The sequence below is a fragment of the Halocatena halophila genome (assembly GCA_027563145.1).
GTDB classification, from domain to species: domain Archaea; phylum Halobacteriota; class Halobacteria; order Halobacteriales; family Haloarculaceae; genus Halocatena; species Halocatena halophila.
Genome location: CP071308.1, coordinates 15,242 through 40,537, shown reverse-complemented (window position 1 = coordinate 40,537; position 25,296 = coordinate 15,242). Strand labels below are relative to the sequence as shown.

Sequence of the window (25,296 nt, the reverse complement as noted above, 5' to 3'; positions counted from 1 at the left end):
CGAGACGGTTGGGGAGCTTGCCCTCCAGGAGGACGCGGACAACTACACGCCGTTCTTCGTCGAACTGTCGATCGGCCAGGCCACTCGGAAGGAGACGATCGAGGAAGCAGCGACCCGAATGTGTGAGCTGAAAGAGCTACGGCTGACCGCTCTGCGTCGGCGTTGTTGGCGGCGTTCACTGACAGCGTGTTCCGGACTGCTGAAGCACTCTCGGGACTCGCGACCGCTCGTGATTTCGAGCGGGACATCAGTCTCGACGAGGTTCGCTTTGCGCTGTCAACGCTTGATCCAGAAGAATTGTTTCCGAATCTCGATGTGAATCGAGATGGCAGTGGTCGGAAGAATGCTCGCTCGAAGATGGTCCACGCCTTGTTGACGACGACCGAACCACTCACAACCGGTGAACTGGCTGAACAGGCGGGAATCTCCCGGCAATCGATCCGGAATCATCGCGACGATCTCGCAGCACTGGGCTTGTTGGAGATCTCCGACCAAGGGAAAGGAAAGGCCACTTATTACCGACTCCGGCTGCCGTTCAGCGATGAACGCTACGAGCAGGATGCTCCAAAGCCGCTATACTTGCCGGGCGGAGACGGTGTGGAGTCGATGGCCTCGATCCGTGATGTGGTGTACAATCTGCTGGATGCTCGTGGTTTTCTCGACGAGGTCCACGAGGATCGTGCTATCTCTGACGGACTCGTTGGATGGCCGCCGACCCTAGAGCCGGCTGTCGATCAATGGCCGTGGTTACGTCCCTGGATTGAGGTGGTCTGCTGGTTGTTCGGTACCGAAGGAGGTGGTTCCACCGTTGGACCTGGAGACTGGTTCGATGGGCCGTTTGAAATCGCAACTCGACTGGGAACCGAGCCAACAACGACGCAACAACAGTTGAGTGCCTAAGTGGGCGAAACAGCTACGAACAATACACTGTGATGGTTTACATGGGGAAATCAATGTCAGGTATTACCGAGGAATCAGGCACGGAGTTCGCAATTGGAGATGTCGTACATGATCGTGACCACGACGATCCGAATGATGGAGTTGTCGTTAACCTTCCAAACGAACCTGCTGAGGAGTGGGTTGCCAGAGTAGGATCGTATCAAAAGAAAACAGTCGCCGATGATAATCCGGACTATCCAAGCGATGCAGCTGTTGTTTCCGTTGTTTTTGCAGACGACCTTGAGGAGACATTTCCGGAATGGAAGGGAGAGGAACCACTGTCGCTGAAGGAAATCGATAAATCTGGGATTAAACACTATTCATTTCCTGCACCACGGCTTCAAATCGTCGAGAGCATTGCAAAAGACGAAGATGGATCGAAATCAGAGGAAAATGAAGGCACAGACTCGATCCAGGAACTAGTTGAACACTTAGAAAACCGAGGAATGGATGTTAAAGTCGAAGATGATGAAAGAACAGTCCAAGCATCGAAGCTTGGTGAAACTTATCGAATCAGTGACAACGAGGTAATTGAAGGAGATGGAGCCCTTCGCTCTCGTTTAGAATCTGTAATAACTGAGATTTCGCACAACTAAATTGTAAAATCTATTCATCGATATGTTCGACCTGTTGCTGAATGACTGAGACGCGTTGTGATTGCCGTCGGAACAAATCGAACACATCGATAGGGGTGTGGGGGAAGGGGGAATCGGAATGTAAATAGCGGGAAGAAGATCGTGGTAGGGGTGGAGGTGTAGGATTGACTATTGTGAAGTAAGAAACTCTGACTACCTCTGGCTGCTACTATATTTAGAAACGCTATTCAAGTGCGGCCAGGTGCTCTTTGTCATCCTCTCTCAAGTCTTCACGGATAAGTCGTGTTCCGAGATCAGTTAGAAGGTAGTGTCCCCGCTCATCTCGGTATTGTTCCAAAATATTGGCATCGGTTAGAAATAGGATCCGGCGTTTGATCTGACTATATGATGGAGCATCAAGTTCCGATAGCTCACGCTCTAGATTGATAAACATCATACGTGGAGTGAATACAATATCATGATCTGAAAGGAATTCGATAAGATGGAGATCCACACGGGTCATCCAAGGTAGCTTTTTCACCATACAGTAAGGGGCTTTTGAGAAGCACATAGATAATTTTCACGGGAGTCAATGATCAGAACTAATTAGGTGCATTTGCTCCTAATTAGACGCATATCTTTATTAAAGAGGCCACAGTAGTCAGCTCTAAGCGATGGTTGTCTTCTGAAGAAGATGATCACCCGGATATAATGGTTTGACAGTCCACTCCGGGCAATTTGCGCTGCCACAACAGCGCATGTCGCCACCTGTCGGAACTAACCATGTCAACAGGATCGAAGCAGACGACAGTAAGAAAATTGTGCAGCATTCACCATAGAGATTCCGCCCGAATTGTGAGTTGGGAAAGCAGGATTCCCATAAGAACCATTCGACGGAGTGGAGGGTATCGACACAAGAGAATTACTCGACGTGTGGGTACTACTCGACACAAGGGCCAACATGTTTATGATTATGTGAGCATTGGCACCGAACGTATATTGGAAATAGACGAATTGTCCCCGTAAATATCTGCTAACAAGAGATAACATAACAATGGATCTATTCAATACCGAGACCGAATCAATCTTCAAACGACGAGATACCCTGCAGGATGGGTTTGTACCCGATGATCTGGCAGGAAACACTCGGGATGAAGAAATGCAAATGCTGGCCACGGCCCTCCAGCCAGTGATTCATGGAAACTCTCCTGATAACGTGATTCTCCGTGGTCCGAACGGAAGTGGGAAAACCGCAGCTGTGCGGATTGTTCTGGATATTCTTAGCCATGAGATCAGTCAAATCGAAGAGCGCGAGTTTTCACCCATAATCGTCAATGGATCGCAACATAACACGGGCTATCAGTTAACACGGGACCTCGCGAACAGGCTTCATCGAGATAAGGAATTCAAGCAAGGGCACTCAACTTCGTCCCTGTTAGATGTCGTAGCGGACGGAATCGCTAGCTTACCTGGAATCGTTGTTATCGCGATAGACGAACTCAGCGATATCGACGATATCGACAAATTGCTGTACTTGCTGACAAGGTCGTCATCGCACGAAAAACTAAACTCAACGAAGCTTGGTGTGCTAGCGACGACGACAAACAATTCGTTCAAGGAGGAATTATCGTCCGATGTCGTCTCAACGCTTGGTCAGCGAACGATCTCGTTTGAACCGTACACTGCGGACGACTTGCAGGAAATCCTCTGGCATCGTGTTGAACAGGCCTTTGAAGAGGGAACGGTCGATCAAGCAGCCGTTTCGTTGTGTGCTGCCTTGGCGAGCCGCCAGGGAGGAGACGCTCGATTTGCTCTCGATATTCTGAAGATGGCTGGTGACATCTCCAGCCAAACCGGTCACGAGCAAGTTACCGTCGATCAAATAGAGGCGGCTCGCGATCAGTGGGACGCTGAACGTACGAAGACGCTCGTGACAAGCGTCCCTTTGAAGAAACGGCAGGTGATTTGCGCATTCGCAGAGCTTGCCCACATCGAAGGATGCGAGCAGGCACGAACTAAGCAAATAACTGAACGATACAAACGTGTTGCTGAGCGCTCAAAGTCCGCAGAGTTGGTGAGCGGTCGAATGGTTGATCGATACCTTCGGTCATTTGTTGATACCGGCTTACTCGAAAGCGAGCTCCATCAGCACTCTGAAGGAACGTGGCGCACCTACCGATTCGAATTCAGCGTTGAAAATGTCCTATCTGCCCTGAAAACAGATTTCCACCAACAACGCATTGCCCCACATGACGATCTCGGTGATGGGTGGTAACGGACGGCCCTGAACAAGTTTCGTCCTGAGATTTTCTAGATCACACCTTCCCGGAACGCAATAGGAAAGTAGGCCAATCCATTATCGATCTGTTAATAACAGAAAACACCGAAATGTCGAGTGGGTCGAGTGGCGGGGGTGGCATTTCGAGTGGCTTTAGCAAATAAGGCGGAAATCAACGGACAGCTAGCGATTCTGGCGTATAGACACACACACACCGAGAATGTCGAGTGGCTTGCCTAGATTGGTGCGTTCCTATCGAAAAACGCTCTCTAGACCGGCGGTAGCTTTATTAGGTTTAGTTGTGAATAGTATCCGTAATGGGAACAATTTCACTATTATTCCTAGATAATAATAGTGAAATTATATTAATCGAGCACGCCCACACCGTCATCTAGCTGATCCACTCGACATTTTTGGTGTGTGTGTCCGAGATTGACTGAATCCGGCTTGCGTCATGCGTTTTTGGTGCAATAGAGGGTTAACCATTCGACAAGGGGGTGCCCATTCGACATACCACTCCCCCCACTCGTCCCACTCGACACGTCGGTGTTACGAGTAACGATTAGTAGCATCTTCCGTACTCAACCTGTTCTAACCCGCTACCTAGCAATTAGCAAATTCTCCCGTTTCTCACTCGACGTATGGGTCCCGGCACTCGTCCCATTCGACATGATAGTGCCACTCGACACACCACTTTTCCACTTGGGATTTAACTTACAAGCAGAAGTTAACGAGAATATGTCTGATCCAATTCGCCGAGAGATCGCAGAGGAACTGCATGCGCTGTCTTTTGAGGAGGATATAGCTTGTGACTATCACGATCGTCCGAAAACAATATCCAAGGATGAAGTGTTGATCGAAGCGATTCGTCTGATCGACCACCCACAACTTCGTCTTGAGGAATGGCCCGATGGCTGGATCCTTGATGCTGCTCGGTGTTCTGATTGTGGCGTAGAGACGATTGAAGAGCCAACAAAGGGATTTGAAGAGGCACTGGTCATCCTCCCGGTGAACCGTTCGAATAACGTTGTGAGCGTTGATACTCCGGAGCCGTCGGATGTGAGCGTACTCGCGTACTCGCCGGCCACCGAAGGTTGCCATCCGATGACGATCTCACAAATGCTGATGGATGCAGCAGATCCGGACGACGTGGGAATAGCACGATGGATTCGTATCAAAGGTGCGCTGGATGGTGCGCCTGATCCACTGCGCGCTCATTTAGAGCAGCTGATCAAACAGTCCAACGAGGTTCCTACGTCTTTATAGATGCCGGATCAGGAGTCGTCGTTCAAGTTGAAGCCAGACGTGAGGAAATAGAGTCTGTCTTCCCGATTCGATCCTATTGGTGGGTAGGTTGGCCATAGATTAGCAGGGCCATTCTTTCTTTCCGACAGATGTATACGGCAGTCTCTAGGTGATGGGGTAAATGTATAGAACTTCTCTATACGATCCGAATGTTGACTATCGACGACGAATTGGGTTGTCGTGATGGGAAGATCGCGTCGTCGACTGTTGCGCTCGATCCCAGCGATGGCAGCCGTCGCTAGTACGAGCCTGAGTGGATGCATGTGGCTTATGGGCACACGCCAACAGCAAATTCGTCAGCGGCAGAAGCAACAACAGCAGGCTATCGGCGGTCCCCCTGTCTCGTTCCAATCAGAACGGAAACGCGTGACGAAGCAAGCAGCCAATACAACCGTAACGACGAAAGCTGACTTCATCAAGGCGGTCCAGACACCGAAGACAACGGTCTGGGTTCCAGAGGAGACCACGATCGATCTTACTGGAGAAAGCATACCGGTCGCTCCGGGCGTTACGATTGCAAGCAATCGTAATCTCAGTTCCAATGGGGGAACCGGAGGGCTGATCAAAACGACCCAGTACGACCGGAATGTCCTTGTCGCTAAGGGAGACTGTCGCATAACGGGTATTCGCCTCGAGGGACCACGGATGGATTACCTCGATCCACCATACGAAAATCTCGCAGCCTATGAATCAAACGGTGTTCAGTTCGAGGGTAACAAAGCTGTTGTCGACAATTGCGAGATGTACGGCTGGACGTTCGCTGCCATTGCTGTCGGTACAGACGAGACCCCAACACAAGGATGGATTCATCATAACTCATTTCACCACAACCAGATGAATCACCTCGGGTACCCGATGGAATTGTTCAACGGTCTGTCTCTCGTTGAGTGGAACTATTTCAGTAAATATCGACACGCTATCGCCGGATACGGCTACAAAACTAACGGATACGAAGCCCGATTCAACGTTGTTGGCCCGCCTGGTGGCGCACCAAGCGCGTTCGCGTTCGACATGCACCGTTTAGGCGAACAAGATAATTTTCCGTCAAGTAATATGACTGGGGGGAAATATGTAAATGTACACCATAATGTATTAGAAATAAAAAACCACGCTGCGTTATCGCTTTCGGGCATCCCAACGCAGTACGCTCGCTTCGTCAACAACTGGTGTGCGGAAGAGGGAACTGTCGATGGTGAGAAAGGCGCTGATTTGCGAGTCAAGAAGAATGAGTACGGCCCCCAGGCAGTCAAAAAGGGGCGGCAAAGGCTGCAACAGCTCTCGACGGGGCTCCCGCTCAGCAATGGCAAACCATCGATCTCGAAGTGGACCTCACCTAAACAGCAACAGACGACAAAAAAGAATTAGGACAACCCACGATGAATTCTATTAATGAGATATCAACGTAATCCGAACCGTACCGCTCAGGACAGGACGCACAACATAGGGATCGACATTACCCCACAGTTATCGGGAACCATGGGGGTGGTCTGAGATGCATAGGTCACGTGGGTGGTCGGTGGTAGTCGTGATCCTTCTGATGGGAAGTCTCGGATCGACTTTCTTTCTGTCTGGAGCATCTGCCCAACAGACACCACAGTCAGATGATTGGGGTACCAATGCGCTCGTGATCAAATATGTAGGCGAATCGAACAGCGATTCCGCATCATATGTCGTGGATTTCACTGGGGAAGTTCACTCTGTAGACACTGAACCCGAGGATGGTGTTTATAAAAACCGTAGCGTGATGGGCGAGGTGTCACCGTCCGATTCGACGGATACTATCCGCTACAGTGGTGACATTAAGCGAATCAAGACGGCTGGTGATAAAGAAACAATCCGACTCTATGTGAATAGTAAGGAGATTAATGAGAATAATTATCAACCAGATCCACAGACCACATCGACCCCCATTGCTACCGAGCCACCGAATCACACTCTCGTGATCCAACCAAAGGGAGACAAGCGGGGCAGTTATAACGCGGTGTTTTCGAGCCAACCGACGCTCAAACAAACCGAGGATTCGGATACGAGAAAAGGTACTAAAGTAAATGGAAATGTTGGTGGACTCCCATGGCAAAAAGATAGCACGGATAAGAAGGATGTAATTCAATTTCGTGGACAAGTACAGGATTTCGAAACGTCGGGTAATATCACAGTCAAGCTTGATGGGACGCGTGTTGATCCCACGTCGTTGAGTCAGTCCCCACAACCAACAGCTTCACCACCATCACAGGAGGAGTCAACCCACTCTCCAACATCCACTGTTGAGCTATCCCCTTCGACAATTCAATCCACACAGGGAACAGCCGCAGACTCTGGTGGTTTTCCACTTTTTGAAGTATTGGCCGGAGTGGTAGCCGGTGTGGTAGTTGTCATGATCGGTGGGTTCCTCCTCCAGAAGAAGTCGTAGTCACTCTTCTCCTTTCTCCTCGCATCCGGATTTTTGATGCATTTCGTGACGGGGTGTTAGCTGGTTATCGAGATATGATTGTGCTAGGTGCTGAAATATACCAGATTTCGTATTAAAACAGTTCAGCTCTTCTTCAAGCTGGTCCATCGCCTCTGTCGGGATACGAATTGTGATCCGAGTATCCTCGTCCGTCATCATCTGTTACCATCCCCGAGGATGCTAAAAGGTCTTAGATTGTATGGCATCCTCTACACAGTGAGCGATGTCGCTTTTGTCAGATCAGGGGTGCGCACTAACTGCCGCTGTGGCGAGGACCAGATCTCTTCTAGCACAACCTTCAGAAATCGTGATCCGTTGGTGGTCTGTCCTCCGATCAATACTACGTGTGTGTTCGCTCCGAATTCCTCTACACTGGAGGGGACCGTCGCCATGCGGCAGCTTGATCCGTTTCGAATCGTACCAATGTGACACAATGACTCTTCTATGAGCCCTTTTTCCACGGCTGGCGGACGACCCGCCTCAGCATCGATATTTTCCCCCTTTTCGCTTTCAATTAGTCGCATGTAGAGGGACTGTCCGGAGTGATCGCTTCCTTGGTAGACGATAACCTGTGCTTCCGCGCTGAAGTCTAGATGAGATGGAATAGTAATTGTTCGCGAGTTACCATGCATGTAGATGGTATAATGACCTAGCATGAATTCTATGCCGTTCTGCATAGTAATTGGTAATATCTTCACCATATATAAGTGATCCGGGGATAATTTGACAATTAATATATGTATTACTATAGGTATCTTCATTGGTCTTGTATAGAATCGCTTCATACGATATGAGGCTTTTTAGTATCGGACAATGATCTGTGACTATGGATCAGCGACGTGCCAAACGGCGTAGGGCACAGGTGTGTTTAAAATTGGTCGGGGTTCTCATCGGAATAGACATAGCAGTAATGCCGGTCGCGGCGCAGAACCTGGGCGAATCGCTCTGCGCAGTCAATGGTGTCGGAACACTTGTTGGGATGGTTATGAGCGGATTGGGTCTGATATTACTGTCCCTGTCTGTGATGGATTTCTATAAAGGTGTCAAACAGGGTAAAATGAAATCGTCGGGAAAGCGCGCGCAGAAGGGGAGCTATTACGAAGCTGCTGCAAAGAAATTACTGGGAGCGGTGCTAGTTCCTGGTCTACCAACGGTGTTCAGCCAGATGGGCTTTATGCTTCCGCCGTGCTTTAGCGCAGCGTCAATGTTTGGTATGGTCACCCCCGTGTACCCTGTTCTGTGGGTCTCTCCCTCCTCGATGGGTGTGCTGACTGTTCTCGTGTGATGACCATGACTGCTAGGTCTCTACGGACCCGTGTTGTGGTTGTTGTATTCTGTTGTTGGCTCATAGTTTCGTCCGGAATCGGGGCCGTTGGTGGCGTAGCGGAGTCCTCTCAATATCAATCATCACAGCAAGGCGAAGACTGTGGCTGCGTGACTATCGCTATACAGCAACGAGGGCCGCTCACAGTGTCGAAGGCCGATAAAAACACAATCAAGATAACGTACACTGGCGAAGAGAGGAAGTCATGGAGCCTTCACAACAAATCGATCTGGCGGACGCCAGATCAGGCAGGTTGGTCCGGCGATTTCGACGACCTAACGTTGGATGAAGTGAAGCGGTTACAGAGTGAGATTCAAGGGCTAGAGGACTCAGACGATAAAGGCGTCTATGAGGACGAGATCAAGCCTTATCTAAAATCCAGGGAGACGGACGGGACGCTCCAAATGAAGTCGCACAACAAATCCGTCCCCATGACTGTCACGATGTACAACCGTGATTACTTCACGGTTAGTTATGAGGAGAAGTCGTGGAGAATTCCGTGGAATGAAATCTCGATAGAGTGGGGGCTGTTCGCGGAGCCGGGCGTCCAGAGAGACAAGGGAATCCGTGATCTCCTGCCGAACGAACGCGGACAACTCAGAAAGGAAATACTCCGGACAGAGGAGTACCAGTATCAAATCGAGGACCACATTACCAAAGATGTTGGCGGAGATCTGAGTGAGGTAAATCAAGAGGAGAAGGTGGAGGGGTCTGATAGCGGTATGATGAATGTTCGGGGACCAGTTGAGTCCTTTAAGGACATTCTTGAGTATGTCGGAAACGAATTCGCCAAAGGCGTCGGTGGGTTCGTGGATTCCTTCCACTGGGTAATGTTGACTGTCCCAGCTCCGGGTGATGTGACTGAACCAACTACCTGGTTTCCACAGAACCAGTTGGGTGTTTCGGGCACTAATACTCAAGCAGAAATTCCATCAAATCAGAGTGATGGAAATCAAACGCAGCAGTCTAACGAGACAGCCAATGAATCCTTGAACGTTGGAGCTCGCGACGAACGGCGTCCCCCTGACGAGATGCAGTCTGGATCCTGGTGGCCCGTGGTTTGGGGAATCTATGGGGGATTTACAGGCCTGGTCGGGCTGCCGATCGCTGTATCAGGGATCTATGCCTGGTCGAACACTTCATCCCCCCGCGAGAAGGATAAGCGACTCAAGCGTGTCGGTGTAATGATTGTGATGATCGTTGGGGGAGTTGTGTTCATCCCTTTAATTTTACACCTTGTTAACTCATTAGCGCTCGGTATTGTCCCCAATGGGGGAGAATTCCTGAAGACACCGGGCGATTTCACGAAGCTCGGATTGGGGTTAGTTCTTGGAGTGGCACTAGTACTTTTAGAAGGTGGATTAATAATTATTGGATTAATAGTATTGTTCATTCAATGGGTACTAATGTACTTCGTAGTCGCGGTCTGGCCACTTGCGGCGGTTTGTCTTGGGTCAAATAACCGGTATCTCAAACCATACGGCCATACGATCTTCTCAATCTTCGCCGGGTTATTGATACTGAAACTGATTCAGGCGATCTGGCTCAGGTTTATCTACGAGTTGCCTCTCTCGTTTGGAAATCCGGGCAGCAGTTTGTTGACGTTAGGGACGATCACCGTCGGAGTTCTCCTTGCGTTCATTCATCTCCCCCTTTACTCCGTGAGAAATCTCTTGCCACAGGTTGTCACGACCTTGGGACAGAACTCAGCATCTATGGGCCATCGACGACGGAGGACATGGCACCACCAACCGCAGTATTACGATGATCACCACCAGTCTCTCCACCGTGGAGAATGGCACAACGGCAGTCGAAACTACCGAACTCGCAGCACGCAGGTCATCGACTCGAACGGGTCATGGCGGGACTCCAGCTCACAAGGTGGGCAGCAGACGATTTTAACAGACTATACCATTGACAGCGAGCAGCCGGAGTATCCTCGACGAGTCCGGGCTGTGGAGTGGTTGGGACAGAATGTCAAGAAGGGCATCGAATATCGGCGATCCGCAAAATCCCACTGGGAGGGAGCTAAGTGGTATTGGTCCGGGATGCTTCCTGGTAATCGGTATCGAGGCCGTCTCAAGCCAGTGCGTCCATTGAGAGATCGGATGCGTGGACGCGTTAATCAGGCATCGGACTGGTGGAAAGATTGGAAACAACGATACGAAACCGACAACGAGAAGGATTCCAATGAGTGACAAATCAACCACATCCAGTCAGTCAGAACAAGATGATAGACAAGTTATACTCCCCCGTGTGGATACGTCCCCTGCTATCCGGGGAAAAACGATTCGGGAGTGGAAAGGCTATCTACCTGCGATTATTGGCCTCGTAGCGGCGGGTATTGCGTTTATGCTGGGAATGGTGGTTATTGGTGTGGCGTTGCTCGTGATAAGCGTCACTGCGTTGACCTACCTGGGAGTGAGCATCGAGGCCGAGATGAAGGAATCATGGTATCTCACTCCGAGTGGCTTTGTTGAAGACCACTTGTCATACCGCAGCTTGAAACGGTCACTTCCGTGGGGAATTGATGCTGAACAACGTGCCAAGCTTCACAACGTACGACATATCACCGCAGATGGGAGCTATCATCGACACGATGGAAGCCGTGTGGCCTTACTCCGAATAAAGGGGGTGAACATGGATCGACTACCGATGCAGAAGACTGAGGCCCGAGTCCGACAACTCACTAACGGGATTGACGAGGAGTTGGGGTCTGTCAACCAGTGGTGGGGGTTTTATGCGACGACTCGTCAGGCTACGAGTGACCCCCACACGTTAGAGCGTGAGAGACGTGCGACCGACTACCACACCGACATATCGAAGGAACATCGAGAAGTGCTATCACAGACAGCGGAATGGCTGCGTGAGAAGGATAACACGATCGACGCGAACGAGTGGCGATACTACGCCGTCGTGGAGGTTCATCCTGACGATCCGGAGGTTGAGTTACCTAGTGGCAGCATAGCTGCGCGTGCGCGTAAGCACTGGAATGAATTCAAAGACGCTGTTGGTTCTCACTTCGATGGAAATCAGAACTCGACTGATCACGACGTAAAGCAGTCTCCCGAAGAATCTGATACAGCGGACAAACCACAGAATACTGAGTTCACTGCTGGAGATGACGAAGAGTCGGCTGATACGGTGCTGATTGGTGATGTTCTCGACCGCCGTGTAGATCTCGTCACGAGGGCTATTGAGCGCGTAGAAGGAGTCGATGTAGAGCGAGCGGATGCTGTTGAGCACATCAACGTGTTGCGGTCATACTGGCAAGGTCGAGGTGCAACAATCGGCACAGATTCCGACGGATCACCTGCACACGGCGGCACGGACTCGCTCCTCCAACTCGCCTATCAGCGCAACCTAGACACTGATGGTGTAACCCCTACCGAGCGGATGCTAGCAACTGGCCCCTTCGATGTCGAAGGTGAGACAGTCAAGCTCGCGGGACAGTATTGTAGGATATTTTGGATTGCTAACTGGCCTGTATATCCGGTTGCGATGTTTTTGGACGAGTTGTTCACGTTCGGTGGATTGGATATCGACGTTCGAATTCATTCGAAGCCGTTAGATCAGATGTCGGCTGCTGACAGCGTTGAGGAGGTGGGGTTGGATATCGGTGCAGAGACAATCAACCGTGCGAAGCAATCAGATTTTGGAGCTTTGTCAGTTGCTGGAGTCGATGATGTGTACGAGGATGTCTATCAGCAGTTAGAACGCACCAATACCGATGCATGGTATCTCAACGGTTATGTGTCGATCAGGGCACCCACTGAGGAAGCGTTGGAAGAGGCTTGCAAATCCGTGACCAGACGACTAGAAGGCAATCCAGCAGGCTGTGGGCCGGTCGCACCGGCAACCAACCAGCCAGCAGCGCTCACGAGCTGTTCGCCAGCAGGTCTAGATCGTTACGCCCGTGAGGCGAGTGGCGATCGAGAGCATATTGCCCTTTCAGGGGCATTTGGGGCGATGTTTCCGTTTGGGGCGACCGATCTCTCCGAGCCCGAGGGGATCTACTGGGGACGCGACACTAGGACTGGTAAACCTGTCGTCGTCGATCCGTTTGACCGCGGGCGTGCGCCGCACCTGTTCACGATCGGGATGTCTCGATCGGGGAAAAGTACTTTCGTGCGGGATCGGGCTGGAGATTGGTATCTGGCGGGAGATGATCGGACGCTCATTGTCACGGACATGGAATCTGGCTTCGGTGGGCTGACTCGCCTCTGTGATGGGGAACATATCGTTGTCGATGGCAATGATCCGGTCAATCCGTGGCATATTGAACCGGTCTCCGAAGAACGCCGTCGCCAAACGGATGACAAGCTAGCGCCGCTCGCGGCTCAGATCAATTTCGTAACGGAGTTGACGATGAACGTTATTCGGGCGGGACTGCCCACCGGTAGTGTGTCGATTGATCCGGATACGTATCGCATTGTCCGATATGCGGTTGGTCTCACGTACGATCGTGCGGGGATCACGACTGATCTCGATACACACGCCGAGCCCTCCCCGACGTATGACGACTTCTTCGACTCGCTCGAACTGATTCGGAACAACCCCGGGAAACACACGATCCGAGGAACCGAAGGTGAGCGGGAGGCCCGCAGACAACAGGCCGAGCAACTGCTTGAACGGCTAATCGAGCTGACGGACCGAGGCCAGTACGCCCACCTCCGTGGGACCGGAACGACGAGTCTGCTGGATGATGACGTGTCGATGGCTTACTTGGACATGCCGCAGTTGCAGGGAAGCAGCGATGCAGCGAAGTCAATCGGCCTCCAGATCGCCCTTCAGCAGATCAGCCAGAAGATCAAGCGAACACCGGGCAAGACGATCTTCGCCATCGATGAGGCTCACGTTCTCTATCACAGCGATGAAATGGTCGATTGGCTGGCTGGAGCTGCTCGTCGGTGGGCCCGCTATGATGCGGCGATGTGGTCGATCTCGCAGTCTCCAGAGGAGTTCGTGAAGCAACAAGAAGACTCGTCACGGGAGGCGGAGAACAAGCGTCAGGCAATCTTCGAGCAGGCCTCGACAATGCAGTCGTTCTATGTCGGAAACGCCGACACGGACACGCTCAGACAGTTCGGCATGGCCACACCCCAGATCCAAGCCGTCCAGAACTCCCTCACGCCGGGGAAGTCGGCGGGCTATTCTGAATGTATAGTGAATTTCGATGATCAGGAGGGCTGGATTGAGTGCAAGGTCGAAACATCACCAATCACAAAGAGGATTGAGGAACGTATCAACGGAGACAGCTCTACCGACTCGTCTGCATCCAGCGTAGGGGATGATCTTGATCCGCTATCAGATCTCGACTCCACGCACCGGGCGCAGCTGCGTGATGCGGGGATCGAGTCGCCGGATGATCTGTTGCAGGTTCCGCCGCAAAAGGTAGCAGCGATCTGTAACGCGTCTGGTGAGCGCATTGACCGCTGGTATGATGATGCACTAACAAAAAACGGACACTAAGAAATGCTGGCTGAAGAGGAACTATTCACTAGCGAAGTATTATAGGTGATCTCCACATGGGAATTTTAGATCGGCTCCAATCGACGCAGGATAGCACAACAGCCTACAAACCGCTCAGAATCGATGAGTCGCTGGCAACGGCAGCAACTGAGAAATTGCCTGACGGTGAGTGTGCCCTTGTCGTCCGTCCGTACCGGGATAACGGTGGCATCCCAGCGATGGATGAAGTTCTTACTGCTCTCCATGAGGTGAAATCCAGGCGATCGCGATCGCTGCGGAACCCTCTTCGAGGCAAGCGTGAGAACGTCTCTGCCGCTCACACCGCAGAGATCCGCTATGGACCAACCCAAACCACCACGACTGGGCCCAGTGAACGTGTTATCACACTTCAATATATCCCCGCACAGGAGTACTTCGAGACCTTCAGACGACAGCTTGAGAACAAATACCCGAACTCAGAAATAAAAGCTCGTAATGCAGGATTCCTCGATGTGTCCCCTGGTAAGTATCTTGCAGGGAGTACGCTCGCCCTCCGACGCTATACCCTCTATCCGATCAATAACATCGCATTAGACGGTTTCCGATCAGACCCCATCGGCGCGATCCTCCAGGAGATCGTCGGAACGACTAGCAACGGATCGTCAGCCGAGACAGCACAGAACGCTACAACTGAAACCGATGTCGCGGTGCAGCTCATGTTTCAGCCAGCTGATCGTAGCTGGCTGCAAGGCGTCCCGAACGGTGGTGGAATCGCTGATGGGCATGGCGATCGTGACTGGGATGGTGGGGCTGTCGGGACGCCGATCGAGGGTGTACCGTCAGTTCAGGACCTCACGTACCAGCTCCGCCAAAAGACAATTGAACGTCACAACATCTTCGGTATCCCGTTCGGACCGAAAGAGGTCATCGAGCACCCGCCGTCGAAACGTGACAAGGACGTCGCTCGGATGCTCGAAGAACAGGATGGCAAAGCCTGGCGACTGTTCGTACGAATCTTCGCGATCTCGGACGATCCGGATGAAGCCGCTCATCGCGTCAAACGCGTTGCTGGGATGTTCCGGAACTACTACGAATTCAGATCAGAGCAAACCTTTCTCCCCGAGCCTATCACCGGCTCGAATCTTGCTACGCAATTCGAGCGCGCCTGTGGGCGTGTGTGGGAGGATGCTGGGATCGTGAAAACCCAACCCGAAGCGTCCGGGCTGTTGAACGTCCCTCGAGCGGATGATATCACGACCAATCGACTCCAGTGGTCGCTCTCTCGTCCAGGCGACGGCGTTCCGGTGGGCACGCCACGCTTTGATTTTGACGCCGTTGATCTTCCTGACGACCCGACCAGCGCCGAGAAGCAGGTGGCGATGCTGGACCATTCTGAGCCCGGTGATCCGTTCTGGTTCGGGTTCGGACGCCGAAATGGGACGGAGGTCGGTGTCTATGAAGAATATCTGAATGCTCATATGTTGGTGACAGGAGGTACAAGAAAGGGCAAAACCACCACACTGGGGAACCTCGCGTCACAGGTCTACGATCGAGACTATGGTGCGCTCATTATCGCCAAGGGCAAGCAGGACGATGATGAGCGTTTCATCGAGGAGTGGCCGGAGGACCGCCCCGAGGAGGATTTTGTCTTTATTGATACAGGGGGTGAATTCGATAAACGGGTCCGATTTAACCTCCTGGAAGTGCCTTCGAATGCCGAGCCAGGGACGAACGCCTTCGAATCGGCGGTCCATGCACTGGCTGACGATTGGGGGGCGTCGTTTGCCGAAGCAGGTGGCTCGGACAAATACTGGGGAGCTGTCATGGAGCGCGTTACCAGGACGGTTATTAACGGGCTGGCGAGATCGGGGCTCACGGCCACCCCGCTGGATGTTGCAGGGGCCATCGGTGCAGCTGCTGGCATTGATACGTTTTCAGAGTTGATCAGTGACGAGCGGATGCCTTTTGTCAAAGATGCCGCCGAGCGCATCCGCGAAAAAGAGGATTCGGATCTCGAGCCGCTCGCGGGGCGGACTGATATGCTTACTCAACACGCCGGGATACGGAATTTCCTGTGTGCGCGCAATCCCTCGGCAAGCATCCAGGAGTTGGTTCGAGAAGGCAAGGTCTGTGTCCTGCGGCTAGATCCTCACCTCGGTGAGTCTGAGATCAAATTCATGTTGACTCCCTTGGTCAGACGGTTCTACACGGCGAAGCGAACGCTTCCAGATGCGCCGCGCTTCTATCTGATCTGGGATGAGTTCGATAAAGGAGTCTCACCCCTCACGAATGTTCACGAAATGCTCTCGATCGCTGGCGGACACGATTTCAGGATGATTCTGGCCTGTCAGGCTCCCTCAAATCAGCTCTACGGGAAACTGAAAAACGCCCTCCAGAACCAGGTTGACACAGCGATTTCATTCGGAACGGGAGAGAAGGACGCCGGATATATCCTCTCACATCACTCGCTGGAGAACACGAGTGATCTCACGAATCTGGGACGGTTCAAGTTCTGGCTTCGGACCTACTACCAGACAGACGACGATGAGGATACGACTTATTCGTACAAGGTCGATGCCTTCCCTCCCAGCCGGGAAATCCGTCAAGAAGTCCACGGTGACGATTATGAGGTTGACGTAAAGGCGATGAAGCGCCGGTCGGTCGAACGCTTCGGCGATGTCCCGGAATCTGCTGAGGAACTCAGAGAAGAATCGCGGTTCTACGATGGGGAGGAAACAGATGTAGACGATCCTCAGCAGCTCGATGAGATCGACTTTGGTGAGCCACGTTGGCGAAATCAGGTGCTCAAGGCAATCACTGACGAATCTATTCGCCAGGGATCTCCGCATGACTACGTTGCGGTGCGTGACTGTTTGGACCGTTTGCGACGGTATCTCCCTGGAGGCGGAGCACTCCGGGACGCAAACCAAGTTTGGCGGAAGGTATTGCAGCACGTCCCCGACGCCTACCTCAATTATCGTGAGGAGGACGACGAGATCTTCGTACAAGCTACTGACACTGGGTTTATGAATGTCGGAGGGAGTGAGACTGCTGGCGGTAAGGACCATCAACGACTGATGGAGGATGCGTATGTCCCTTTCACACAACTTGGGTTCCTCTTCGAGATCCTTGACCAAGATGCTGATTCCATGCCAGATGCGCTCGCTACGCTTGATGATCAACTTTATCTCGACGGGGTCGAAGATCCGAAAACTATCGCTGACCGAGTAAATTCGTTCCGCGAGAACCATCCCGAACTCTTCAGACTAGCTGGCGTGGAGGATGTCTATATCGAGGCCGAACACTCGACTGGGGAAACACAGCCATCACAGACGATTATCAATCTCGTTTCCGCTCATAACGCCGACCGGCGGTGTGTATTCTTGTGCCGTCTGGATGCAGCTAAGGCCGTCTGGACCACGCTCTGCGCAGGGGATGAGTACTGCCACAGCAACCACTCAATTGACGAAGAGCGCCGATTCTATACCATGACGAGGAATCTGATGATTGACGGCGAGAAAATGACCCGGCCAGGAGCAGCAGCCAACATTTGGGTCCACGATCGACAGACCGGTCAGTATATCTTGAGGGATACGGACGGTACCGAACACGCGCGCTTCAATACTGCTGCCGAGATCTTTACTGACGCGAGTCAGTATCCTGCTGGCGGCGAGCGGAACATCAAACCGCCCGTAATCCCAGAATACGAGTTTGATGGTAAGCCGTCAACCGCCGAGTGGGATATCATTGTTGTCCCAGAAGCTGAAGTGGACGAGAACGACGAGAGACGGTTGTTGACGCCATTAGATCTCACTCTCTATCGCCATGACCAAGATAACATTCCGCTGTGTGACCTCCCACAGACAGTCGCTGAAGAGGATGTTCCGAAAGATGAGCTAGGCAACACTACCAATCGCATGGAAGAGACTTCTGACAAAGAAATAACTGAGAAAGCAGAGAGTGAGGAGGTCAGTGACGATACAGACGCTGCATCACAACGCGAGCCTCGGAAATTCGAGCGTTTCTGAGCGCTAATTGTCTACAGTCCGTTGATCGATCACCTCAACATGGTCGGCCAGCTCATTGTAGAGATTTCCGAGGCGCTCAAGTTCATTCTCAAGCTCCTCGATTCGATTTTGTAGCTCTGTTGCTGTTTCTCCCGATGAGAACTCCACTAATTCGTTTACGACCTTGCGGCCACGTTCTGTAAGATGATATATCTTTGCTGATCCTCCTTTTCCGACGTACTCCTCTCCACTGGTTTCGATTAGTCCCTGCATTTCGAGTTTGTTAAAATGATAATTTTTCGACGGAATATTGCAGTAGCTGCGAAGTTGGTGTGCATTGCTTTCACCCCCATAGAACCTTAGTCCATCTAGTATTCTCTCCCGTGGTGATCCCTGTGTTTTCTCAACCAGCTGATCGAAACTCATCGACTTACCCGACTTTCCCATACCCTCAAGAGGTCTCTAATACCTCAAATATTTACCGGTAATTAACGTTTAATTCCGATTGCCGAGGAACCCGCATGCGGGGGCCTCCCCCCTAGGGTGGGAGTGATTTGTGGGAGGCCTCCATGCGGTGAGAAGGTGCAATTCCAGCTCAGATGCAACAGGTGGACACCCGAGAAGAGCGACGACAGGTGGAAGCCCGATATTGCGAAACAATGGATACCCAGAGATTACGACGACTGGCCGACATCCCCCTAGAGCGACGATGTGGACAGCCAGGCTAAGCGGCGACAGATGGAAAACTGGGGGAGCGACGAATACCGACATCCGGGCTGAGCGACGACAGCCGGACAGTTGACCGGCGACACCGTGGGACAGCCAGGCCTGCAAACGACCGGCCTGGTACCCCTCTCACGACGAATACCGGACAGACTAGGTGCGTTGCGGAGCGAGCCGAAGGCGAGCGGCCGTCGCCAGATCGATAGTTCTAAAATAGTTGTAGTGAAAGAAAGGCACAGTAGGGTAAGGAGAGTGTCTGAGATGCCAGAAAATTATCCACGTGGTGCAATACCAAGCGTCGAACCATACCACAGCTACAGCACGTTCTTAGAGGCTGTTACGCCAGAATATGCTCTATTGAAGTATACAGATATGCGTGCGTTGGTAAACCGAGATGAGACTGCGAGCTCATGGTTCCCCGAAGAGACCAGCTTGATCACCACTACAACAATCAGGGACACACAACTGAATCTTGTTTCGTGGGAACGAGAGCTGGAGCATGTGCTAGCCTTTGGGCCTGACTTCCACATTCCAGCGGACTACAGTACTTACGAAAATCAGGATGTAGGCGACCGGAGCCACAACGTCTTGCACAGCATGGAGGGATTGCTGTGGATGCAACGCCAGCTACACGAGCACGGGGCTGAGACACGGCTTATTCCTATTGTACAGGGTGTTGAACCCGAAGAGCGTGCAGTCTGTTATGAGGTGTTCGATCGAGCGGGGTTTGATGATTACTGCGCGTTTTATGGCACCCAATATTTCACGGCAGGAGCTGGAATTCGGATTGATGAGCTTGTGGCTGACCTCCAGGAGATCGACACCGAGCAGGACCGCAATATCTTCCTGATCGGATTGCTATCGCCGAACTATCTCGAACGTGTACCCGATTCAGTTGGTGCAGCTGCCGGACAGACGGCGTGGCGATCGGATATGGCACCTACGAAACAGAGCGAAGAGGAACTCCGACAGCAGTGGGATATATTCACCAACCGAGCTGTAGATGCTCTAGGAGTAGATCCCGATTCGCCTGTCAACGGTGAAACGACAAATACGGAGATGATCTAAATGGGAGGTCGATACGGTGGCAACGATGACGGTAGCAGTGAGTATCAGGATCGACGCCCAGACGCGGGTGAGCGCACCACCGAACAGCAAACTATTGCTGAGGCAGTTCAGGCTGTCGCTGATCGGATGGGTAACGATCACGATGGTGGAGGAAGAACCGGCAGTGGACATCCCCTCACTAGGAGCCGTGATTCTGTACTTGCTGAATACTTAGCTGACAAGCTTACTGACTCTGCTGAGAAGGCTGTTGAAGAGGCAGATCCAGACGAGTAGACATTACACATTTGTTATGGGCTTGAATACGGTAATAGATTCATTTCGAAATAAGATACGTATCTATAGCGATGGATGCAAGTATTAATCCAATGACGATTGAAATTCCAGCCCCCAAACCGATCGTCACTGAGCGGACCAGTGAAGAAGATTGCTCTGATGCTGGGGCATCTGCTTGAGAATCGCTAGATGTTGTGGGACTAGTGCCTGTTTTTGTAATTCGTTGCTGGGTAGTCTGATGGGTGTTTGTGTTGGTAGTTGTAGAGACTGTAGTCGTCGATTCAGTGGTGGTGTCGGTTGACGAGATCGTTGGTGTTGGCTGTTTTGTCTCCTTAGTCAACGTTGTCTGTTGTGGTCCACCCTGGTTGTCCACTAGCTCACCATTGACGAATACCGGAGCAAGGCCCTGAAAGGCGTGATCCGGGATAGTGCCCCGATAGTAGAAGGAATCGACCCCTTTATCGATCGATCCTAAAATTTGCATATCAGTGGCTGAGTCGTCTTCCTCGGCATATTCGCCACGTGCGGATTCACCATTCAATGGATAGTAGTATTCGATTGTCTCTGATGCGTTCGTTGGATGGACGATTTTGATATGATTCCCAGTCAGTACATCGGGGGATACTTGCCGACCATTTAGATGAATCGTGATATCCCCCTCGTAATCGAAAGACTCGATATAGCCGTTATATTTGATCACATCCTTCTCGTCATTCTCCTCTCCGACAGTCCCAGCAGCTTGCTTTGATCCACGTACATACTCCGCTGGTTCTTCGGATCTGAAACTGAGTTTGCTGGAACTCGTCACAACGTATGATGCTGTGCCGTTGCCGTTTGACGAGATCGTAAGAGTGTGTGATGGTGATTCGGTCTGTGCCGAAACTAGCCCATTGGATAAACCGATAATTAACAGAATCACTAGCAGACAACGTGATTTACTCATCAAGCTATCAAATATCGCTATCAAAATGAATGTTTAGAAGCGATCTGTTTGGGTATCTATGTTGTACCCTTCAGATACTAAACCGCGCAATGCATATCTCTCTGATAGGAGTCCCGATCAGGTTACCAGATCTGTTACGACCAGCCCTCCAGCGGCAAAGATACCAGTATCGAGTTGGAGAAGCCCGACCGTGACAAACACCCAGACTGCGAATACCCCGACGAGACAAATCTGTTCAATTCGTCTCATCGGCCACCTCACAGTCCTCTTTGTGCGGCATGTTCGCCAGATCAAATCCGGTAACTAACTCGTCGCCGCACTCAGTACACCGGTAGAACGCGCTACCGGTGGTCTGACCATATTTGTCTACCTCCTGGTGTACTGAGATTTCTCCCTCAATCTCCCAACGGATAAGACGATGCTTTACCTCTTCAACTGGTTCTGGCTTTATCTCGTACATAGCGCGTCTCCGAGAAAGTCAGCATCGGGATGTTGGCGCATCCTGGTGCGATTCTCTCACACCAACTGACTCCCTCTACCATATGGTATACGCCACATGTACATAAGTGTTTCGCATATTGCTTACACCATATGCTAATTGAGGGTCTGCAATATACAGAAAAGCTACAAAAAATAGGTTCAGAGAATTGTTTACTCGAACGCTTGTTCAACAGGGACCGCCATCAGGCGGCCTTCTGGGAAATCGTACGATTTTCCCACCTTGTGCATCTTCTGCGGGCTGGTTTCGATGAATACGCATTCGAAGACCCTATCATCTCGGTGAATAGGCAGGTATTCATGCATTTTGTACGTTGCTAGGTCGAAATTGTTCTCCTTCTGGTGCTCTTCTAGGTCTTTTGCAACTTGTTTATGGATGTACAGCGGTTGACGCGTTACCAGATCGAAAGCGATCGATCCAGGTGCAAATTCTCTACTTGATTCATCGTTTTCTTCGGTTGTGTTCTTTTCTGCCATGGTTACTCGAACTTGCTTGAGGTAGATCAGGAGGTAATCACGTCACCATCGTGCTTTTCTCCCTTCCGCCTCTACCATATGGTATACACCACATGTACTTATGACTTTCGCATATTGCGTAGACAAGATGCAAAACGCTTATGTACATATGGCGTATACCATATGGTAGAGACATACCAGTAAGAGCTTGGTTTGGAGAATGCCGACGTGATGGTGACACGTCAGCTGGTTGTCTCAAGCAAGTTCGAACAACCATGACAGACGAAGATTTGGAAGTGGATAAATCTGAGGAATCGACAAAGAGTAGCTTCGATCCTGAAGCAGAGACCGTTACAGAAGATTGGATAGGTGTGTTTATACACACAAGTTGGGGATACGGACAGACGAATTGCGAATTTGCGAGAATAATCGACGTTAGTGATACTGGCAAGACAGTGATCGCTCGACGTGTCTCCGTTAAGACGACAGAGTCCAGCCATGGAAATAACCACCTACAGCCGGAGCCTCAGCAATTTGGGGATGAATTCCGGCTATACGTCCGGAATGCCAACGGAGAACCGGTTTTCCGAGGGACATATCCATCATCTAGTGATGGAAGCATGGATGGGCCAACCCGCCGAGATTCATTCTATGTCTTCGACAATTCTGTAGATAACTCGGTTCGCGAAACAGCGACCAACTACGGCCACTAGTCGTTCACTATTTTCCTATTTCGGTAGAATCGAGCCTCCTGATAGCATATGGTATAGCCAATATGCGAAACGCTTATGTGCATATGGCGTATACCATATGGTAGAGAGAGCTGGTCTGTGCAGGGGTTGACCCCCACGACACGATGGTGACGTGTCCGACTGGCAATCTCAAGCAAGTTCGAATACCCATGTCCGAAGAACACACAAACGACGAAGACGTATCAACAGTAGCTAAACGAGCATTTTGGGAGAGCTTCGAGTTCACGGTTCCCGAACCGGCCACTGTGATCGTAGAGAACGCTAGCTATGGATCTAACAGTGATGAGCACATTCACGTAGTGAGTGTCGAAGAGGTTGCTGTTGAGTGTTCTTGCAAGGCATTCAAATTCGGTAATGGGCCTTGCAAGCATATACTCGCGGTCAATTGGGAGCAAGCCGTCATTGATGCAGCTTCACCCGAGATAGAGATAGAAGCCACTGCACCCGTTCCACTCCCAGAGGAAAACAACAATGTAACGGAGCCTATACAATCACCCTCCCGTGGGGTTGCTACTGACGGAGGAATCAGACAAGATCGTTAGGTAGAGAACGGTAATTTGCTGGTTTTATCGGTTTCAATTATTTTCTTCAGCCAGCCACCAAATGATACGACCAGCGGTTTTGCGTTTTTCCACAATCCCCTCATTATGAAGCTCTTTTAGCTTCCGTCGTGCGGTTTCGGGTGTGCATCCGAGTGATTTTTTTACGTCACCTGATGTAATACACGGACTACGATAGTCATCGAATACCTCAATGACATCCTCGTGTGACACTGTTTCTATAAAGTCCCCTGATTCATTGTGTTCTCGCGGCATACACCGAGATAGAGATTCTATCTATTTACAACTTCTGCTTTTTGCAATATGCATTTACAATATGTGTTTACAATATGCGAAACGCTTATGCACATGTGGCGTATGCCATATGGTAGAGGGAGTCAGTTGGTGTGAGAGAATCGCACCAGGATGCGCCAACATCCCGATGCTGGCTTTCTCAGAGACGCGCTATGTACGACGAGAAAACCAACGCAATATCGGTTGAGGAGCGTTATGAAACCATCGCAGTGGGTCGGACGGAGGCGAACCGATGACAGACCTGAAGGTCTCGGGGGAACCGGTCGGAACACCGGACGGCCAGGTGATCTGCGATTCCTGCAACAAGCTGATTACCAGCGTTCGCCAGTTGTGTGATGACGAACACGACCCAACGGCGCACATCTACGTCACCGGTGATTCTCATGGGTGGTACCTTCGATGGACGAACTGCGAAGAATGTGGTCCAATCGGTTCAGGGGAAGCTAACGAACCTGGGGAAGCTCATATTCGGACTACATTCCAAGTTACCCCCATAGGGATCATAGTCGTTGATTCGGCTACGATAGTTGACTACGCCACTCCCCAGGGTGAAGACAGATGAGCGTCCGAGAACGGGCACTCACAGCGATTGAAGTTTTAGGGCCTCCCTCAGACCATCGGAAACCCGACGTTGAGCCTCCTGTCCGTGTGGGCGTTCACTTCAAAGTTCAGGCCTATACTGAAGTGGGGCAAGATCTCGTGCCCACAGAAGTTCTGTGGAGACACGGAGAGGTTGACCGATTTACCAACCCGGAGATCTCCCAACAGAACCGGTGCCGAGCGAAGGAGGCAGTCTAATGCAGTTGGTGAGAGACTACTGTCCTCGGTGTCGCCGGACGCAAGTGTACTTCGCCCGGTTAGAAACGTATTCAATCGCAATCTGTCTCAATTGCAAAAAACTGGAGGCTTCGATATGAGTGGTTGTCGGCAGGAGGATGGCAAACTAGTCATCTTCGATCCCGATACTGGCAGCTGGATTGCCTACGACGGTGATCCAGCCGATATAGAAGCAAACAGGTAGCCAGGGAAACGCGCGGCCAGGTGGCAGCTTCCGTGGGGAAGCTGTCGGAGTTCGATTCTCCGAACGCGTTTCGGGGGAGCAGTTCCCCCAATCAACACAATGACGGAGGACACCGATTACCCAGCACCGTGGATTGCAAAGGCCCACGACCGGATAGACCACTGGATGAAACCGCTCGCTGATGAAGTCAGGTACTGCGAAGGGGACGTATTCGAGATCCATCCCCATCGCCCCTGTACTTTTGAGCAGGAGATTTTCGACGTACTCGATGGGGCCGACTTCGAATTCTTGCGAATTCGCGACGGCGTCCTTGAGTGCGCGGCGAACAAATCGACCCCAAGCGAACTGCCTTACGAAGATTGAAACGGTTCTCAGAGCCA

Annotated in this window: 23 protein-coding genes; 14 read left to right on the top strand and 9 right to left on the bottom strand. The window is 51.4% G+C overall.

What is annotated here, in order from left to right; genetic code table 11:
- Window positions 1–165: 165 nt before the first annotated feature.
- Together JXQ78_RS17960 and JXQ78_RS17955 are read left to right on the top strand one after the other, a co-directional pair.
- On the top strand, window positions 166–900 hold the full coding sequence (locus JXQ78_RS17960) for an HTH domain-containing protein (protein WP_330633633.1): 735 nt from the start codon (window positions 166–168) through the stop codon (window positions 898–900).
- A 41-nt stretch (window positions 901–941) separates the two neighbouring features.
- Window positions 942–1,535 carry a hypothetical protein gene (locus JXQ78_RS17955; RefSeq protein WP_330633632.1) on the top strand — a complete coding sequence of 198 codons (594 nt, stop codon included), beginning with the start codon at window positions 942–944 and terminating at the stop codon, window positions 1,533–1,535.
- Between the two features lie 223 nt (window positions 1,536–1,758).
- Here JXQ78_RS17955 and JXQ78_RS17950 read toward each other — a convergent pair whose 3' ends face one another.
- Window positions 1,759–2,058 (bottom strand): hypothetical protein, encoded by a 300-nt coding sequence (locus tag JXQ78_RS17950; RefSeq protein ID WP_330633631.1) that lies wholly within the window; start codon window positions 2,056–2,058, stop codon window positions 1,759–1,761.
- 510 nt (window positions 2,059–2,568) lie between these two features.
- Here JXQ78_RS17950 and JXQ78_RS17945 point away from each other — a divergent pair.
- From JXQ78_RS17945 to JXQ78_RS17930, 4 genes are all read left to right on the top strand, one after another.
- Window positions 2,569–3,789, top strand: a complete 1,221-nt coding sequence (locus JXQ78_RS17945) for a Cdc6/Cdc18 family protein (protein ID WP_330633630.1) — start codon at window positions 2,569–2,571, stop codon at window positions 3,787–3,789.
- Between the two features lie 678 nt (window positions 3,790–4,467).
- On the top strand, window positions 4,468–5,058 hold the full coding sequence (locus JXQ78_RS17940) for a hypothetical protein (protein ID WP_330633629.1): 591 nt from the start codon (window positions 4,468–4,470) through the stop codon (window positions 5,056–5,058).
- A 309-nt stretch (window positions 5,059–5,367) separates the two neighbouring features.
- Window positions 5,368–6,462: a hypothetical protein gene (locus JXQ78_RS17935; protein ID WP_330633628.1), complete on the top strand. Its 1,095-nt coding sequence runs from the start codon at window positions 5,368–5,370 to the stop codon at window positions 6,460–6,462.
- Window positions 6,463–6,613: 151 nt separating this feature from the next.
- A complete protein-coding gene (locus JXQ78_RS17930) occupies window positions 6,614–7,507 on the top strand; it encodes a hypothetical protein (protein WP_330633627.1) in 894 nt (297 codons plus the stop codon).
- On the opposite strand, the gene JXQ78_RS17925 is transcribed toward JXQ78_RS17930, so the two are convergent.
- Window positions 7,508–7,702, bottom strand: a complete 195-nt coding sequence (locus JXQ78_RS17925; RefSeq protein WP_330633626.1) for a hypothetical protein — start codon at window positions 7,700–7,702, stop codon at window positions 7,508–7,510.
- A gap of 53 nt (window positions 7,703–7,755) precedes the next feature.
- Window positions 7,756–8,223 carry a hypothetical protein gene (locus JXQ78_RS17920; protein WP_330633625.1) on the bottom strand — a complete coding sequence of 156 codons (468 nt, stop codon included), beginning with the start codon at window positions 8,221–8,223 and terminating at the stop codon, window positions 7,756–7,758.
- Window positions 8,224–8,372: 149 nt separating this feature from the next.
- Here JXQ78_RS17920 and JXQ78_RS17915 point away from each other — a divergent pair, with 149 nt between their 5' ends.
- The 4 genes from JXQ78_RS17915 to JXQ78_RS17900 all read left to right on the top strand — a co-directional run bounded on the left by JXQ78_RS17915 (window position 8,373) and on the right by JXQ78_RS17900 (window position 18,349).
- The gene (locus JXQ78_RS17915; RefSeq protein ID WP_330633624.1) at window positions 8,373–8,831 is read left to right on the top strand and encodes a hypothetical protein; all 459 of its coding nucleotides are present in this window, start codon (window positions 8,373–8,375) and stop codon (window positions 8,829–8,831) included.
- A 185-nt stretch (window positions 8,832–9,016) separates the two neighbouring features.
- On the top strand, window positions 9,017–11,068 hold the full coding sequence (locus JXQ78_RS17910) for a hypothetical protein (RefSeq protein WP_330633623.1): 2,052 nt from the start codon (window positions 9,017–9,019) through the stop codon (window positions 11,066–11,068).
- Window positions 11,061–14,342, top strand: coding sequence for a VirB4 family type IV secretion system protein (locus tag JXQ78_RS17905; protein ID WP_330633622.1), 3,282 nt, complete (start codon window positions 11,061–11,063; stop codon window positions 14,340–14,342). The genes JXQ78_RS17910 and JXQ78_RS17905 overlap by 8 nt, the downstream gene beginning before the upstream one ends.
- 56 nt (window positions 14,343–14,398) lie before the next feature.
- Window positions 14,399–18,349 (top strand): type IV secretory system conjugative DNA transfer family protein, encoded by a 3,951-nt coding sequence (locus tag JXQ78_RS17900; RefSeq protein ID WP_330633621.1) that lies wholly within the window; start codon window positions 14,399–14,401, stop codon window positions 18,347–18,349.
- 3 nt (window positions 18,350–18,352) lie between these two features.
- Here the strand turns inward: JXQ78_RS17900 and JXQ78_RS17895 are convergent, their stop codons facing one another.
- Complete coding sequence (locus JXQ78_RS17895; protein WP_330633620.1) at window positions 18,353–18,754, bottom strand: hypothetical protein; 402 nt, start codon at window positions 18,752–18,754, stop codon at window positions 18,353–18,355.
- A gap of 912 nt (window positions 18,755–19,666) precedes the next feature.
- Between JXQ78_RS17895 and JXQ78_RS17890 the strand changes: the two genes are divergently transcribed.
- Both JXQ78_RS17890 and JXQ78_RS17885 read left to right on the top strand, forming a co-directional pair.
- Window positions 19,667–20,119: a hypothetical protein gene (locus tag JXQ78_RS17890; RefSeq protein ID WP_330633619.1), complete on the top strand. Its 453-nt coding sequence runs from the start codon at window positions 19,667–19,669 to the stop codon at window positions 20,117–20,119.
- Window positions 20,120–20,392: a hypothetical protein gene (locus JXQ78_RS17885; RefSeq protein ID WP_330633618.1), complete on the top strand. Its 273-nt coding sequence runs from the start codon at window positions 20,120–20,122 to the stop codon at window positions 20,390–20,392. It abuts the gene before it with no gap.
- Between the two features lie 40 nt (window positions 20,393–20,432).
- Here JXQ78_RS17885 and JXQ78_RS17880 read toward each other — a convergent pair whose 3' ends face one another.
- The 3 genes from JXQ78_RS17880 to JXQ78_RS17870 all read right to left on the bottom strand — a co-directional run bounded on the left by JXQ78_RS17880 (window position 20,433) and on the right by JXQ78_RS17870 (window position 22,310).
- Window positions 20,433–21,335 (bottom strand): hypothetical protein, encoded by a 903-nt coding sequence (locus JXQ78_RS17880; protein WP_330633617.1) that lies wholly within the window; start codon window positions 21,333–21,335, stop codon window positions 20,433–20,435.
- A gap of 235 nt (window positions 21,336–21,570) precedes the next feature.
- Window positions 21,571–21,795 carry a hypothetical protein gene (locus tag JXQ78_RS17875; RefSeq protein ID WP_330633616.1) on the bottom strand — a complete coding sequence of 75 codons (225 nt, stop codon included), beginning with the start codon at window positions 21,793–21,795 and terminating at the stop codon, window positions 21,571–21,573.
- 191 nt (window positions 21,796–21,986) lie between these two features.
- The gene (locus tag JXQ78_RS17870; protein WP_330633615.1) at window positions 21,987–22,310 is read right to left on the bottom strand and encodes a hypothetical protein; all 324 of its coding nucleotides are present in this window, start codon (window positions 22,308–22,310) and stop codon (window positions 21,987–21,989) included.
- Between the two features lie 880 nt (window positions 22,311–23,190).
- On the opposite strand from JXQ78_RS17870, the gene JXQ78_RS17865 reads away from it, so the two are divergent.
- Window positions 23,191–23,583, top strand: a complete 393-nt coding sequence (locus JXQ78_RS17865; RefSeq protein ID WP_330633614.1) for an SWIM zinc finger family protein — start codon at window positions 23,191–23,193, stop codon at window positions 23,581–23,583.
- Between the two features lie 33 nt (window positions 23,584–23,616).
- Here the strand turns inward: JXQ78_RS17865 and JXQ78_RS17860 are convergent, their stop codons facing one another.
- Window positions 23,617–23,856, bottom strand: a complete 240-nt coding sequence (locus tag JXQ78_RS17860; RefSeq protein WP_330633613.1) for a hypothetical protein — start codon at window positions 23,854–23,856, stop codon at window positions 23,617–23,619.
- 232 nt (window positions 23,857–24,088) lie between these two features.
- On the bottom strand, window positions 24,089–24,280 hold the full coding sequence (locus JXQ78_RS17855) for a hypothetical protein (protein WP_330633612.1): 192 nt from the start codon (window positions 24,278–24,280) through the stop codon (window positions 24,089–24,091).
- A 735-nt stretch (window positions 24,281–25,015) separates the two neighbouring features.
- Between JXQ78_RS17855 and JXQ78_RS17850 the strand changes: the two genes are divergently transcribed.
- Window positions 25,016–25,279 (top strand): hypothetical protein, encoded by a 264-nt coding sequence (locus JXQ78_RS17850; protein ID WP_330633611.1) that lies wholly within the window; start codon window positions 25,016–25,018, stop codon window positions 25,277–25,279.
- The last annotated feature ends 17 nt before the right edge of the window (window positions 25,280–25,296 follow it).

Excerpts from the sequence above, each read along its gene's own strand:
- JXQ78_RS17955 (WP_330633632.1), top strand. The coding sequence starts at position 942 with ATGGGGAAATCAATGTCAGGTATTACCGAGGAATCAGGCACGGAGTTC.
- JXQ78_RS17875 (WP_330633616.1), bottom strand. The coding sequence starts at position 21,795 with ATGTACGAGATAAAGCCAGAACCAGTTGAAGAGGTAAAGCATCGTCTT.
- JXQ78_RS17950 (WP_330633631.1), bottom strand. The coding sequence starts at position 2,058 with ATGGTGAAAAAGCTACCTTGGATGACCCGTGTGGATCTCCATCTTATC.
- JXQ78_RS17855 (WP_330633612.1), bottom strand. The coding sequence starts at position 24,280 with ATGAGAATCACCGGTGACGTAGATGTGCGCCGTTGGGTCGTGTTCGTC.
- JXQ78_RS17925 (WP_330633626.1), bottom strand. The coding sequence starts at position 7,702 with ATGACGGACGAGGATACTCGGATCACAATTCGTATCCCGACAGAGGCG.
- JXQ78_RS17880 (WP_330633617.1), bottom strand. The coding sequence starts at position 21,335 with ATGAGTAAATCACGTTGTCTGCTAGTGATTCTGTTAATTATCGGTTTA.
- JXQ78_RS17900 (WP_330633621.1), top strand. The coding sequence starts at position 14,399 with ATGGGAATTTTAGATCGGCTCCAATCGACGCAGGATAGCACAACAGCC.
- JXQ78_RS17905 (WP_330633622.1), top strand. The coding sequence starts at position 11,061 with ATGAGTGACAAATCAACCACATCCAGTCAGTCAGAACAAGATGATAGA.
- JXQ78_RS17870 (WP_330633615.1), bottom strand. The coding sequence starts at position 22,310 with ATGGCAGAAAAGAACACAACCGAAGAAAACGATGAATCAAGTAGAGAA.
- JXQ78_RS17860 (WP_330633613.1), bottom strand. The coding sequence starts at position 23,856 with ATGCCGCGAGAACACAATGAATCAGGGGACTTTATAGAAACAGTGTCA.
- JXQ78_RS17890 (WP_330633619.1), top strand. The coding sequence starts at position 19,667 with ATGCAACGCCAGCTACACGAGCACGGGGCTGAGACACGGCTTATTCCT.
- JXQ78_RS17920 (WP_330633625.1), bottom strand. The coding sequence starts at position 8,223 with ATGCAGAACGGCATAGAATTCATGCTAGGTCATTATACCATCTACATG.
- JXQ78_RS17895 (WP_330633620.1), bottom strand. The coding sequence starts at position 18,754 with ATGAGTTTCGATCAGCTGGTTGAGAAAACACAGGGATCACCACGGGAG.
- JXQ78_RS17945 (WP_330633630.1), top strand. The coding sequence starts at position 2,569 with ATGGATCTATTCAATACCGAGACCGAATCAATCTTCAAACGACGAGAT.
- JXQ78_RS17865 (WP_330633614.1), top strand. The coding sequence starts at position 23,191 with ATGTCCGAAGAACACACAAACGACGAAGACGTATCAACAGTAGCTAAA.
- JXQ78_RS17885 (WP_330633618.1), top strand. The coding sequence starts at position 20,120 with ATGGGAGGTCGATACGGTGGCAACGATGACGGTAGCAGTGAGTATCAG.
- JXQ78_RS17935 (WP_330633628.1), top strand. The coding sequence starts at position 5,368 with ATGGGCACACGCCAACAGCAAATTCGTCAGCGGCAGAAGCAACAACAG.
- JXQ78_RS17915 (WP_330633624.1), top strand. The coding sequence starts at position 8,373 with ATGGATCAGCGACGTGCCAAACGGCGTAGGGCACAGGTGTGTTTAAAA.
- JXQ78_RS17850 (WP_330633611.1), top strand. The coding sequence starts at position 25,016 with ATGACGGAGGACACCGATTACCCAGCACCGTGGATTGCAAAGGCCCAC.